Annotated in this window: 18 protein-coding genes and 1 pseudogene; 16 read left to right on the plus strand and 3 right to left on the minus strand. The window is 50.5% G+C overall.

From position 1 onward, the window contains the following. The first annotated feature begins 4 nt into the window (after positions 1-4). A complete protein-coding gene (locus tag AB3Y96_RS03165) occupies positions 5-700 on the plus strand; it encodes a hypothetical protein (RefSeq protein WP_367298470.1) in 696 nt (231 codons plus the stop codon). Positions 701-747: 47 nt separating this feature from the next. On the opposite strand, the gene AB3Y96_RS03170 is transcribed toward AB3Y96_RS03165, so the two are convergent. Next, entirely contained in the window at positions 748-1782 is a 1035-nt protein-coding gene (locus AB3Y96_RS03170) for a phage portal protein (RefSeq protein WP_367298471.1), read from the minus strand. A gap of 3 nt (positions 1783-1785) precedes the next feature. Continuing rightward, positions 1786-3558: a terminase ATPase subunit family protein gene (locus AB3Y96_RS03175; RefSeq protein ID WP_046358760.1), complete on the minus strand. Its 1773-nt coding sequence runs from the start codon at positions 3556-3558 to the stop codon at positions 1786-1788. Positions 3559-3701: 143 nt separating this feature from the next. Between AB3Y96_RS03175 and AB3Y96_RS03180 the strand changes: the two genes are divergently transcribed. The 11 genes and pseudogenes from AB3Y96_RS03180 to AB3Y96_RS03230 all read left to right on the plus strand — a co-directional run bounded on the left by AB3Y96_RS03180 (position 3702) and on the right by AB3Y96_RS03230 (position 9346). Further along, positions 3702-4529, plus strand: coding sequence for a GPO family capsid scaffolding protein (locus tag AB3Y96_RS03180; RefSeq protein WP_367298472.1), 828 nt, complete (start codon positions 3702-3704; stop codon positions 4527-4529). A gap of 15 nt (positions 4530-4544) precedes the next feature. Then, positions 4545-5810: a phage major capsid protein, P2 family gene (locus tag AB3Y96_RS03185; RefSeq protein ID WP_367298473.1), complete on the plus strand. Its 1266-nt coding sequence runs from the start codon at positions 4545-4547 to the stop codon at positions 5808-5810. A gap of 3 nt (positions 5811-5813) precedes the next feature. Then, the gene (locus tag AB3Y96_RS03190) at positions 5814-6473 is read left to right on the plus strand and encodes a terminase endonuclease subunit (RefSeq protein WP_367298474.1); all 660 of its coding nucleotides are present in this window, start codon (positions 5814-5816) and stop codon (positions 6471-6473) included. Between the two features lie 95 nt (positions 6474-6568). Beyond that, on the plus strand, positions 6569-7033 hold the full coding sequence (locus AB3Y96_RS03195; RefSeq protein ID WP_070714847.1) for a head completion/stabilization protein: 465 nt from the start codon (positions 6569-6571) through the stop codon (positions 7031-7033). Continuing rightward, positions 7033-7236 (plus strand): tail protein X, encoded by a 204-nt coding sequence (locus tag AB3Y96_RS03200; protein ID WP_367298475.1) that lies wholly within the window; start codon positions 7033-7035, stop codon positions 7234-7236. Before AB3Y96_RS03195 ends, AB3Y96_RS03200 begins: the two co-directional genes overlap by 1 nt. Positions 7237-7239: 3 nt before the next feature. After that, a complete protein-coding gene (locus AB3Y96_RS03205) occupies positions 7240-7455 on the plus strand; it encodes an HP1 family phage holin (RefSeq protein ID WP_367298476.1) in 216 nt (71 codons plus the stop codon). Beyond that, the gene (locus tag AB3Y96_RS03210; protein ID WP_367298477.1) at positions 7436-7948 is read left to right on the plus strand and encodes a lysozyme; all 513 of its coding nucleotides are present in this window, start codon (positions 7436-7438) and stop codon (positions 7946-7948) included. The genes AB3Y96_RS03205 and AB3Y96_RS03210 overlap by 20 nt, the downstream gene beginning before the upstream one ends. Positions 7949-7959: 11 nt before the next feature. Beyond that, positions 7960-8292: pseudogene (gene lysB, locus AB3Y96_RS03215) on the plus strand (Rz-like lysis system protein LysB); the annotation flags it as partial. Further along, the gene (lysC, locus tag AB3Y96_RS03220; protein ID WP_367298478.1) at positions 8216-8482 is read left to right on the plus strand and encodes an Rz1-like lysis system protein LysC; all 267 of its coding nucleotides are present in this window, start codon (positions 8216-8218) and stop codon (positions 8480-8482) included. The pseudogene lysB and the gene lysC, both read left to right, overlap by 77 nt. Beyond that, a complete protein-coding gene (locus AB3Y96_RS03225; RefSeq protein WP_367298479.1) occupies positions 8469-8897 on the plus strand; it encodes a phage tail protein in 429 nt (142 codons plus the stop codon). The genes lysC and AB3Y96_RS03225 overlap by 14 nt, the downstream gene beginning before the upstream one ends. Then, positions 8894-9346, plus strand: coding sequence for a phage virion morphogenesis protein (locus tag AB3Y96_RS03230; protein WP_367298480.1), 453 nt, complete (start codon positions 8894-8896; stop codon positions 9344-9346). Before AB3Y96_RS03225 ends, AB3Y96_RS03230 begins: the two co-directional genes overlap by 4 nt. A gap of 227 nt (positions 9347-9573) precedes the next feature. Here the strand turns inward: AB3Y96_RS03230 and AB3Y96_RS03235 are convergent, their stop codons facing one another. Continuing rightward, positions 9574-10335, minus strand: coding sequence for a hypothetical protein (locus tag AB3Y96_RS03235; protein ID WP_367298481.1), 762 nt, complete (start codon positions 10333-10335; stop codon positions 9574-9576). 90 nt (positions 10336-10425) lie between these two features. Between AB3Y96_RS03235 and AB3Y96_RS03240 the strand changes: the two genes are divergently transcribed. Genes AB3Y96_RS03240 through AB3Y96_RS03255 form a run of 4 tightly spaced genes read left to right on the plus strand, consistent with a single transcriptional unit; the run spans position 10426 to position 12810 of the window. After that, positions 10426-11019 (plus strand): phage baseplate assembly protein V, encoded by a 594-nt coding sequence (locus AB3Y96_RS03240; protein ID WP_367298482.1) that lies wholly within the window; start codon positions 10426-10428, stop codon positions 11017-11019. Continuing rightward, the gene (locus AB3Y96_RS03245) at positions 11016-11363 is read left to right on the plus strand and encodes a GPW/gp25 family protein (protein ID WP_367298483.1); all 348 of its coding nucleotides are present in this window, start codon (positions 11016-11018) and stop codon (positions 11361-11363) included. Before AB3Y96_RS03240 ends, AB3Y96_RS03245 begins: the two co-directional genes overlap by 4 nt. Continuing rightward, on the plus strand, positions 11363-12271 hold the full coding sequence (locus AB3Y96_RS03250; protein WP_367298484.1) for a baseplate assembly protein: 909 nt from the start codon (positions 11363-11365) through the stop codon (positions 12269-12271). Before AB3Y96_RS03245 ends, AB3Y96_RS03250 begins: the two co-directional genes overlap by 1 nt. Beyond that, the gene (locus AB3Y96_RS03255; protein WP_367298485.1) at positions 12268-12810 is read left to right on the plus strand and encodes a phage tail protein I; all 543 of its coding nucleotides are present in this window, start codon (positions 12268-12270) and stop codon (positions 12808-12810) included. The genes AB3Y96_RS03250 and AB3Y96_RS03255 overlap by 4 nt, the downstream gene beginning before the upstream one ends. The last annotated feature ends 2 nt before the right edge of the window (positions 12811-12812 follow it).

Here is a 12812-nt window from a genome sequence, read left to right on the forward strand (position 1 = left end):
GGCTATGTCACAATTAAGATTGAAGTGGATGAGATTGAAAATCAGGACCAGCCCTGAGGCTGTTTTTGATTTTATCAAAAACACGCCTTATTCTGATGCTATTGGTGCTGGTTTTACTAAGTATGAAACCATTTATAATGGTATAACGGCAACTTTCAATAAAAAATCTGTTGTTTTAGAGCCGGTTTCCGATCCATTTGGTGATGTGTTGGAATTTGAAAGGGTTGTATTTGATCAGATTAGTTTTTCAATCCAAACTCTCAGCAATAAAATATGTTTGTTAACTTTTTACAATCCTCCAAAAACAGTTAAACCTTTTATCGATTTTTTGTCTCAGGCCGAAGGGTTAAATGTTGCTTATGGAAATTTAGCCGTAGATCTTAAAGCTTTCATGAGAGTCATTCGAGAAAATTTCGGTGTGAAGGTATTTGGTATTTCAAAAGTGAAAGTATCAAATCTTCCTGTCACTGAAAAAACAAGAGCATGTTTGGAATTGAATTCTAGTGGCGATGCTTTGCATGATTTGAAGGGTTTTGTTGGGGATGGCGAATTCAAGCTCGATAAAATAAAAGCTGGAGGGTTTTACCTTGATTCAAAGATTAGTTTTGAATTAACCAGTGGGGCTTCTGCAGTGGTTCCTGATGAGCATTTTTCGATTTTCAATGATGCCATTTCATGTATGGAAATTGATAAGTTTTAGGTGTGATGGTGTCATCATTATATGATGACACCATCTGTTATAAAAAATTAGCTTATGTCGTCGAGTGTATATTTCGCAAATCTAATGACTTCATCTCCTAACCATTCATTGAGTTCTTTAATCCTTTCTTGAAGGGGTATTAATTCATTTCGTACAAACACGCGGCTGGCCTTTTCAACGTCGCCAAAGCCGCCGGTGTTGTTGGGGATAATTCCCATCATTTGCGGTGGAACGCGGTGTGCAGCCAGCATGTCGTCACGGCTGACGTTCTTGATGTTTAGGAATTCATCTTTTGCGGCCACTTCGCTGAGTGGGATGATCTGAATGCCGTCTTTTTTCCCGCTGGGCGAATACATAAACAAATTACGAAAATTGCCGGGTCCTTTCGACTGCTTTAAAGCCGCACGGATATTGTCCACATCAGACTGGTTTTGCGCGGGGTCGCTCATATACATGATGAAGCCTGCATGGCTTCCGTTCAGATAATACTTGCGGCGGAATAGAGTAGCGGATTCATTGAGCAGCGCCGATGGGATAGCCGCCAGATATTCGGGGAGGCCGTAAAGTTCTTGGTTTAGGTCGGGTTCGAACAGATGAAACACTGAGCCGGTTTCAAAGGGGTACGGCTGGGTGTTAAAGCCATATTGGGCAAACCAGTAAGTATCGAGATCGACACCTCGGCGCATATATTTTGCCAGCGTAGGTTCTAGCGAAAGCGTGCCGCCAAGTCGATTTTTCCGTTTTTCCAGATAGGCGTTGCCGAACACGAGATAATCCAGCGCAAAGCGGCTGAATGCCTGCTGGCTAAGCAGTTTATGCGGAATGAAGGTGCTGGTCAGAATATTGCGTTTTACGTAAATGGCCGAGCTGTGATGTGTGGCGGCGCGGAACGTGCGTGCCAGCCCATCTAGACTAATCGGCGGTTCATACCATTGTTCGACGCGGGAGCATTCCAGATAATCCAATAATTCGCGGCGGTCCAGTACGGGGATTGGGTCGCCAAAGGTGAAGGCTTCTGCTGCCGGTGCTTGCTGAGTGGCGGTGACCACTGACTGGGTTTTGGTTTTATGCTTACGGCTCATGAGTTAGAAAATCTCCACGATATTGGTGTTAGTGGCGGTCATGCCTTCCAGCGGTTCATGGTGTAAGGCGTGCATGGTGGCCCACGCCAGATCGGCGTGGCTGGCTTCTTCACTGCGGCTGGCTTCATAGGTGGGACGGTTACCGCTGGCGGTGACGGATTTACGGATCGCCATAAACGATTGGGCTATGTCTGTGTGTCCGGCGTCGAATTCCAGACGGCGGTGGCTGATCACGTCGTAGGCTTTCAGGACCAGTTCATTTTTTACATTCGGGTTGTAGACAAACTCCCGAGCGGCAGGGAAGAAGGCTTTCACGTTTTCATAGACCCCGTGACCGATGCCGGTGGAGTCAATGCCGATATAGGTCACGTTGTAGATTTCTGTCAGTTGGCGGATAGATTCAGCCTGTGCGCGGAAGTCCATGCCGCGCCATTGGAAACGCTCCAGAATGCGGAACTTGCCACCGGCAACAGGTGGCGGAGCCACGACAACGCAACCGGCGCTATCACCGTTGGCCGTTCCCTTGGCGGGGTCATAGCCAATCCAAACAGGGTTATAGCCGAAGGGGCGGATCGCCAGCGGCTGCACGTCGTCCCACACTTCCCAACTGTCCACCATGCACGCCTGCAGATCGGCCAACGGAAACACCGAGGCCAGATCGTCGATAAAGTCGCACATCAACAGGTTTTGATATTCTGGCGGGCTGTATTCAAGGCGCAACTGGTCGAGGTCGAACAGGTTACATCCGCCATTTACCGCATCTTCTACGGTAACAATCTGACGATATTGCCCATCAGGGCAGAGAACGCCGCGCGCCAGATGGTTGTGGGTCAGATCAATGTCTACGCGGTCCGCTTTTGCGCGTCCACGGTTATACAAGGCACCTGACCAAAACGGGTAAGCGCTGTGGGTGAGGCTGGAAGGGGTAGAGAAATAGGTCTGACGCCATTTCTTATGCAACGCCATGCCCGATGCCACTTTACGTAGCTCTTGGAATTTCGGTATCCAAAAATACTCATCCAGATACAGATTGCCGTGGTAACTCTGCGCGGTGCGGGCATTGGTGCCAAGAAAATACAGGCAGGCCCCATTGCCCAGCGTCATGGGATCGCCTTTCAATTCCACGTCCACTTCTTGGGCAAATTCGATAATGTACTGCTTAAAAACGTGCGCCTGCGCTTTACTGGCTGATAAGAAAATCTGATTGCGGCCCGTGGTCAGCGCATCCAGTAACGCTTCACGGGCAAAGTAGTAGGTGGCTCCAATTTGGCGCGATTTGAGCAGGTTACGAATACGAATATCGGGATCGATGCCCGCCCGATACCAGTGTTTTTGATAATCAAACAGCGTTTCATGGAAGATTTGCTGCAGCTTTTCCAATTGCTCATCAGTGAACGCGTTTTTTTCAGGTTGTTTGCGTTCTCCGCTGTTTCGGCTGCGGATTTTGGGGTTTAGGTCGGCTTCATTGCCGCCGTTATTGAATTTACCGATGCGGGCGTGGCGCTCGGACTGGCGCGCCAGCAGGTCAATTTCTTTAAAGTCCTTTCCTTCTTTGTGCTCCTTCATAACGAGCTGGCAATAGCGTGCAGCGGTAGTCAACTGCATCTGATCCAGTGGTCCAATGTCGCCCCACTTGTCACGCTTTTTCCAGCTGTGTACGGTTGCAGGCTTCTCTCCCAGCATTTCAGCAATGCGGGCGATGCGTAACCCCTGAAAGTACAGGAACATAGCCTGACGGCGGGGATCGAGGTCAGTTTTTACCGTTGTCGTATTCATGCGGCCAGATTACCGACCCAATCACGCCTGCACCGCTGCCGCTGATTGTGCCAGCGTCCCCACAATTCTCCCGCGTTGTCTCCATACCCCCATCACCGCAAACATAGTGGCTCTGATACGTTCACAAGAATGGAGCTTGATAGATGGCAACTAAATCAAAGCGTTTTCGCGTCGGGGTGGAAGGGGCGACCACTGACGGCCGCAAAATCCAGCGCGAATGGCTGACCCAGATGGCGGAAAACTATGACCCAGACGTCTACGGCGCACGGGTTAACGTTGAGCACATCAAGTCCTATTCCCCTGATGGTTCATTTGGCCGTTATGGCGATGTCACCGGACTTTTTGCCGAAGAAATTAAAGACGGTGCACTGGCTGGGCGTATGGCGCTGTATGCCGAAATCGAACCCACGCCGGAGCTGGTCGCACTCAATAAGAAAAGCCAAAAGGTTTACACCTCGATGGAGGTTGATCCCGAGTTTTCAGACTTGGGCTTTGCTTACTTGGTCGGCCTTGCCGTCACCGACGATCCCGCCAGCCTTGGCACCCAGCGCCTGAGCTTTAGCGCCAGCGGTGAAAGCACGTTGGCCCAGCGCAAAGCCAACCCGCATAACCTGTTCACCGTGGCAGAAGAAACCGTGATCGAGTTCGAAGAGGTGGGGGAATCTAAGCCCAACATCTTCAACCGCGTTATGGACATCTTTAGCAAAAAGCAGGTGAGCGACGAAGCCCGCTTTAACAATGTGCATAAGGCGGTAGAGCTGTGCGCGAAGGAAGCGCAGGGAACGGCGGAGCAGGTCACCACGCTATCCGCAGAGGTTGCCAAAGTGGGCGAACTGGAACAACGGCTGGCGGAATACGGCCAGAAACTGGACGACTTGACCACGCGCCTAAGTGCCGAAGACGGCAATCAAAGCCGACGTCCATTCTCTGCCGGTGGCAGTCATTCCGCGTCAGAACAAACTAACTGCTAACGGAGCAACATCTGCATGAAAAAGAATACCCGCTTTGCTTTTAACGCCTTTCTAAGCCGATTGGCGGAACTCAACGGTGTGGCAATGGACGATCTGTCCGCCAAGTTCACCGTAGAGCCGACGGTAAACCAGACGCTGGAGGATGAGATCCAGCAGTCTGCCGCCTTCCTGACGTTGGTCAATGTCGTCCCTGTGCCGGAACAATCGGGCCAGCTGCTCGGTCTGGGCGTCGGGACCACCATTGCAGGCACCACCAATACCGCAGACAAAGAGCGTGAACCCACCGACCCGACGGCGTTCAGTGATATTGAGTACAAGTGCGAGCAGACCAATTTCGACACCGCGCTGACTTACGCCAAATTGGACATGTGGGCCAAGTTCCAAGACTTCCAACTGCGTATCCGTAACGCCATTATCAAGCGTCAGGCACTGGACCGCATCATGATCGGGTTTAACGGCTTGAAGCGCGAAAAGACCTCTAACCGCGCAGTCAATACCATGCTGCAGGATGTGAACGTGGGCTGGCTGGAAAAGATCCGCAAAGACGCACCGACACACGTCATGGCAGGCGTGACGGACGAAGATGGCAGCGTGAAGAATGTTATTCATGTGGGTAAAGGTGGCACCTATGCCAACCTTGACGCGCTGGTGATGAACGCGGTTGATGAGATTATCGATCCGGTTTATCAGGATGATGATGGTCTGGTGGTGATTTGTGGCCGCGCTCTGCTTGCTGACAAGTATTTCCCGCTGGTCAACAAAGAGCAGGAAAACAGTGAAGCGCTTGCCGCCGATATGATCATTAGCCAGAAACGCATGGGCGGACTGCAAGCGGTACGTGCGCCGTACTTCCCGCCGAATGCGTTGATGATCACCCGACTGGATAACCTCTCTATCTATTGGCAAGAAGACACCCGCCGCCGCTCGGTGATCGATAACCCAAAACGTGACCGTATCGAAAACCTTGAATCGGTCAATGAAGCCTATGTGGTAGAGGATTACCGCTGCGTGGCGCTGATTGAAAATATCGTGATGGGGCCGGTGGAAGCGCCAGCACCCAGCGCCGCAATGATGTCTGCCGATGTTCAAAGCGTAGAGGGCGTTGATTCCGCAAAATTGGCTGATGCCATCATGCTGCTGACGCAAAAACTAGGTGGTGATAAAGCCGACTCGGTGACCGGTGACGCTGTTCAGGAAGCTGCATCACAGCCAGCGGGAAGCCAACCGGAAGAACCAACCGCAACCGACAAAACCACAAAGTCTGACGGCAAGAAGGCGTAAATCATGTTGAGTCCTGCACGGCGACATGTGATGCGTGTTCAGGCTGAGGAGTCCGCCCAGTTGGGCGGCTCCACTCTCCGTAATTTATCAGCCTACAACCAAATGTTGCTCAAACTTGAAGAGGACAAGCGCCGGTTAAAACGGGTGCAGTCCACTATGCGCAAGGCCGAAATCAAACGCGAACTTTTACCCTATTACCAACCTTGGGTGGCGGGCGCGCTGAAGAGCGGAAAAGGGGCGCAGGATGATGTGCTAATGAACGTCATGATCTGGCGGGTGGATGCCGGTGATTTTAGTGGCGCATTAGACATTGCCGAGTATGCCCTTAAACACGGTCTGGTGATGCCATCGCTCTATAACCGACAAACGGCGTGCGCCGTGGCCGAGGAAATCGCTGACGCCATGACAAAAAACTACGCCGCCAAGCAGCCGGTGGACGTGGGGCTTATCCAGCGCACGCTGGAAATCACAGACGCGCATGACATGCCCGACCAAGTCCGCGCCAAACTTCACAAAATTCTGGCCTATGGTCTACGCGATAACAATCAGCCGGTGTTGGCTTATCACCATATCAGTAAGGCGTTCCTGTTCGATAAGAACTGTGGCGTGAAAAAGGATATGGAACAACTAGAGCGGATTGCCCGCCAAGCCAACAACGGATAACCGAACGTGCCCACGCGCGAGGCGGCACGGGATGGCGACAGGCGATAGCCTCATCAAAATCCCGTCCACCGCCTACCCATTCAGAGGACAACAGCATGGATTTTGTTTCACCGGAAAAGCCAGACAGTAAGGCGGGGATTATCACCAATACCCCGTTTTGGCCGGATGTCGATCTGGAGCATTACCGATTAGCCATGCGCACCGATGGTGTCGTGACGAATGAGCGCCTGAAAGAAGCCGCACTGTCTGCCATCTGTGAAACCAACGCCGAGCTGGCTTTATACAAAGAACGCCAGCAGTTATTGGGCTTTGCCAATCTGGTGGATGTACCTGCGGCGACCATTGGCGGATTTAGTGAACTTACATACTGGTATCGGCGCGCGGTGTATTGCCGCACCAAGGCCAATTTAACCGAGCGTTATCCCGATATTGACACCACTAAATCAGGCAGCAAACGCGCCGAAGACATGGTGTCTAGCATTGATGAGCTTTGGCGAGATGCCCAGTGGGCGGTCCAACGCCTGCAGGGTAAGGCCCACATAACGGTGGAGCTTATCTAATGCGCGTGCGAGCCATGCAATACGACACGGTGGATGCGGTGTGTTGGCGGTACTACGGGCGCACGCAGGGCATGACCGAAATTGTGCTGGCTGCAAATCCGCTACTTGCCGAGGTCGGGCCTTTTTTACCCCACGGGATGGAGATCGAACTGCCGGATGTGGTGTCCGTGCCGACGACGCAAACCGTGCAGCTATGGGACTAACAGATGGAAAAAATCACCACGTTTATTTCCTATTGCCTCGCGGTGTTTTTGGCATGGCTCGGCGGGCTGAATGTGCAAGAGGTGGCTTTTCTGTCCGGTACGGTGTTGGGGGTTGGCACCTTCTTTGTCAATTGGTACTACCGGCGCAAAACCTTTCAGCTTTTCAAAGATAAGACCGACGCACTGAGTAAGGATATTTATGAACAGCTCAACCGTTAAACGCTGTGCGGTGGGAGTCATTCTGGCGCTGGTTGCTTTGGTATCTGGCTCCCAGCATTTGAAGGTGTCAGACGATGGTTTGCGACTGATTGCCGATTTTGAAGGGTGCCGCCTGACGCCTTACCAGTGCAGCGCAGGTGTCTGGACCAATGGCATTGGACACACGGCGGGCGTGACCTCAAAGAGTGCTATCACCGAACGGCAGGCGGCGGAAAATCTGGTGGCCGACGTTGCCAAAACTGAACGGGCAATTGATCGCTGTATGGCGGTCAACATGCCCCAACCGGTCTATGACGCAGTGGTGAGTTTTGGCTTTAACGTTGGCACCGCAGCCGCGTGTCGTTCAACGCTGGCGTATTTCATTAACGGACGAGATTGGCGGCGAGCCTGTGCGCAGTTACCGCGCTGGGTCTACGTTAACGGCGTTAAAAATAAAGGGCTAGAGAACCGCCGCGCGCGGGAGCAGGCGCACTGTATGAAAGGAGTCAGGTGATGCGCGTACTGATGGTAATTGCGTCGGTATTGCTGGGCGCGTTGCTGTTCCAATCGTGGCGGCTGGATAGGGCGCACAATACGGTCAGCCAGCAGGGAAAAGATCTCAAACAGGCACTGCAAAGCGTAGCAGATAAAAACAATCAACTGATGGCCATCAACGTGATAGCGCAAGCAAATGATCGCTATCAGGTGAGGTTGCAGCAACAGGCCGAGGCGTTGAGCGCTGCAGTGAAAACCAAAGACAAGCGGATTAAGGAACTCATCAATGAAAATGTGGAGCTTAAAAGCTGGGCTGACACTCCTTTGCCTGCTGACATTAGCCGGTTGCAACAGCGGCCCGCCATTGTCGGGGCCGCAGGTTATCACGCTTACGTGTCCGACAGTGACGCGCTGCCTGCTGCCCGCCAGAGCACCAAAGACTAACGGCGAACTCCGTGATGATGGCGATGCTGCAGAGGCTGCTTGGGCTGTCTGTGCCGCTAAGGTCGATATGATTGTGGACTGTCAGGAAAACCATCATGAAAAAGCCTGAGTCTTTACGGCAGGCGCTGAATAAGTCAGTGCCGTTTATTGCGAATAACCCAGAATGCTTGAGTATTTTTATTGATAGCGGCAGCGTCGTTTCAACGTTGGCTACATCGTTGTCGTTTGAATATCGCTATACGCTGAACGTGATTGTGATGAATTTTGCGGGTGACCAAAATCTGCTGATGGCCCCGATACTTGGATGGTTAACCCAACATCAGCCGGACATTTTGGCTAATCCAGAACGCCGTGAAGACGGTTTTACCTTTGAGGCTGATATTCTTAATAACACGACCAGTGATATCAGTATTGATCTCAAACTGACCGAGCGGGTGATCATCAAAGAGGAAAACGGCCAACTGGTTGTCGAGGCCGTTGGTGAACCAAACCCAGCAGATCCTGACGAGTGGGGCTGGCAATGAGTGATTTTATTCAGTTGGAAGACTGGATGATGGGGCTGCTGGAAAAATTCACTCCCGCACAGCGCCGCAAGCTGACCCAACAATGGGCGCGAACGCTGCGCCAGTCTCAACAAAAGCGCATCCAGCAGCAGCTAAACCCTGACGGATCGCCCTATGAGGCTCGTAAGCCGCAAAAGCGTGACAAAAAAGGGCGAGTTAAGCGCAAGATGTTTCGCAAAATACGCACGGCGCGCTATTTGAAAACTAAAGCCACACCCTATATGGCAGAGGTGAGTTTTAGCAATAGTCGCATTGAACGGATAGGTGCAACTCACCAGTACGGCCTGCGTGAAAAGCTAGGGAAACGCGGGCCGGTGGTGAAGTATCCGCAGAGGAGGTTGCTGGGGATAAATGTGGCTAGCAATAAAAATATTCAAAAAATATTTTTAGAATTTTTATTTGAGTTTTAGTTTTAGTTTTAGTTTATATTTCTAACTTAGTATCTATGTAATTAAATGGAATGTAAATCTTACTATATATTATTGATGTATACAGGAGTTTGCCCCATATGTACTAGGGTATTAAAACTGGCTTACCAACCAATACGACCTGCATGAAGCGTGTTGAGTGTGCAGGTCGATTATGAGGTATCGGTGGCTAAAATAACCAATAGTTATTCATATATAATTTTATAGTATCAGTTGGCTAGCTCTAACTTCCCTAGTTTAATTATATTTTGGTAACTTTCATAACATTCTGAACTAGCAGCGTTAGCCGACTCTATTAAGTCGTGAGTAGTCTTGCTGTAATACCCACTTGCTCTTTCATGATGAGGAAGAATTGTTGATCTTGTTCCTTGAGTGTTAATTGAGTCAATGTTATTTATGATAATAAGATATAGCTTATGCAAGGCTGATATTAGTCTTTTTCTTTCATTTTCGAGAGATTTATCAATAAACATATAATTATTCCCTTCCCATTTTTTTAAAAATACCTCTAAGTTTTCTACCTCGGAGTAATTAAATGTTGTACCAAAGTTATGCTCTTTTAAAAAGCTAATGAATGCTGGCTTAGATGTTAGATCTTTTTTTAACTCAGAAAGTGTTTTTATATCACAGGCAATTTCATTTTTCTTTTTTTCTTGGTGAGTTCTATCTGTTGAGAATTTTTCATACGCACATATTAATCTATATATAATATTGTGAGTGACCGCAATTAGAATTAAGTAAAATCCAGTGCTTGTATCTGGGGCTGCATCATAAAAATCAGAAATGGTAAATTTATCGCCATAATTAATGTTGAAGGTCTTAATTGCCCAAACTATGCAGGCGTATCCCCATGGCGTTGGTGCCGATATTATAGATATGCCACTAAGGGTTATAAACCATGTTAGTTTATTGGTGAAGTTGGGGAAAAGTACTCTCTTTAATATTTGTTTTACTTCTTCATTGGTCAGCATTTTTAACCTTAGAGATATTTATTCATTGTGTGAAGGATTATACATTGAGTATGAGTAACTTTATATTCTGAGTCTATAGATAATGTCTATATGACTACAGAACTCACCGAACTCCTACGCCTACTACGCAACATGATCCGCACCGGCTGCATTATTGATGTCGATGCAGATAAATGGCTGTGCCGTGTGGCTACCGGAGAAAACCAAACTAGCTGGATACCGTGGCTTACGATGCGTGCGGGAGCTGCGCGCACATGGTGGAAACCATCGATAGGGGAGCAGGTGCTATTGCTTGCCATTGGGGGCGAACTAACCACGGCCTTTGCGCTGCCTGCTATCTATTCCGACGAAAACCCGCCGCCGTCCCAATCTGAAAATGCGTTGGTGGTGACGTTCCCTGATGGTGCTCATTTCGAATATGACCCTGAAAGCAGCAAATTATTGATAAAGGGTATCAAGCAACTGGTGCTAGCTGCATCGGTGGAAGTCTTTTTTGACACGCCAAAAGTACGCTGTGCCACCTTGCTGGAAACTCCGCAAATGTCTGTCACTAAAGGCGGGACCATGAGCGGGAATATTACTCACAGCGGCGGCAAACTTTCATCTAACGGTGTTGTAGTCGATGCGCATAAACACGACGGCGTGAAGTCGGGCGGGGATACATCTGGGGGACCAGTGAAATGAAATATCTGGGTATGAATCAGCTAACCGGTAAACGTATTACTGAGCTGGAGCATATACGGCAATCCATGCGGGATATTTTGGTGACCCCCGTGGGTTCTCGTCTTGCGCGTCGTGAATATGGATCGTTATTGCCGGAGCTTATCGACTGGCCGCAAAACGACGCGGTCAAGCTGCAGGTAATGGCCGCGAGCTATACCGCCATTAGCCGCTGGGAGCCGCGCATTCAGCTGCAACGTATCCAAATTAATACGGAAATGAATGGCGTAATGACCGTTGAATTGTCGGGTGCGCGAACCGATGGCAGTCCCGCCAGTCTGTCTATTTCACTGGGAGAAAATACCTGATGGCGTCCGTTGATTTGTCGCAGCTGCCTGCCCCTAATGTGGTTGAGGCGCTGGATTTTGAAACCTTACTGACTGAGCGTAAAAACTATCTGGTGTCATTGTACCCACCTGATGAGCAGGACGCTGTGCGGCGCACATTGCAGCTGGAATCCGAGCCTATCATTAAGCTGCTGCAGGAAAATGCCTATCGTGAATTACTGCTGCGTCAACGTGTTAATGAGGCTGCACAGGCGGTTATGGTGTCGTATGCGCTTGGCGGTGACTTGGATCAGCTTGCCGCCAACAACGATGTGACTCGCTTGGTGGTGACTCCTGCTGACACGGACACTATTCCGCCAGTGGATGCGGTGATGGAATCCGATACCGATTTACGCGCCCGCATTCCTGCTGCCTTTGAAGGGCTATCCGTTGCGGGGCCAGCGGCGTCTTATCAGTATCACGCCTTGAGTGCTGACGGGCGGGTGGCCGATGTGAGCGCCATTAGTCCCGAACCCGCGCAGGTGGTGGTCACCGTGTTGGCGCGAGCGGGGGACGGTCAGGCAGATGCCGAATTATTGGCTGTGGTCAAAAATGCCTTGAATGATGAGAACGTGCGCCCCGTGGCGGATCGCTTGACCGTTCAGTCTGCACAGATTGTTTCCTACTCCGTCAGCGCGGTGTTGTATGTCTATCAGGGCCCTGAGTCTGAACCTATTCTTGCCGCGGCCAAAGCCAGCCTGAAAAACTACATCAGTACCCAGCGGCGGCTGGGACGTGACATCCGCATCTCAGCCTTGCACGCCGCGCTACATGTTGAGGGTGTACAGCGCGTTGAACTTACTGAGCCCAAGAAGGATGTGATCCTAGATAAGACACAGGCGGCATATTGTAACGATTGGAGTGTGACGATTGGGGGATCTGATGAATGAACCTAGTACTTAGTCTGCTGCCGTCGGGAGCTTCAACGCTAGAACGTCGGTTGGCGCAGACCTGCAAAGGGATTAGTGATCTGCAGGTGCCACTGCGTGACTTGTGGAACCCCAGAACCTGCCCCATTGAATTTTTACCTTATCTCGCATGGTCCCGATCGGTTGACCGTTGGGATGAGCACTGGCCGGAGGAGACCAAACGGCAAGTGGTGGCCGATGCGTTTTATATCCATAGCCGAAAAGGCACCATCAGCGCCATTCGACGCGTGGTTGAACCTTTGGGCTATCTGATTAACGTCAGCGAGTGGTGGGAAAACAATGATCCTGCAGGCACATTCCGGCTGGATATCGGGGTGTTGGAAAGTGGCATTGACGAGGCGATGTATCAGGAAATGGAACGCCTGATTGCCGACGCTAAGCCGGTCAGTCGTCACCTGATAGGGTTGACGATTATTCAAGACGTGGCGGGCTATGCCTATACCGGTGCCGCCGTATACGACGGCGACATTATCACCGTTTATCCTGACGAAGAGAGCTAACC

It is taken from the genome of Hafnia alvei (assembly GCF_964063325.1).
GTDB classification, from domain to species: Bacteria; Pseudomonadota; Gammaproteobacteria; order Enterobacterales; family Enterobacteriaceae; genus Hafnia; species Hafnia alvei_B.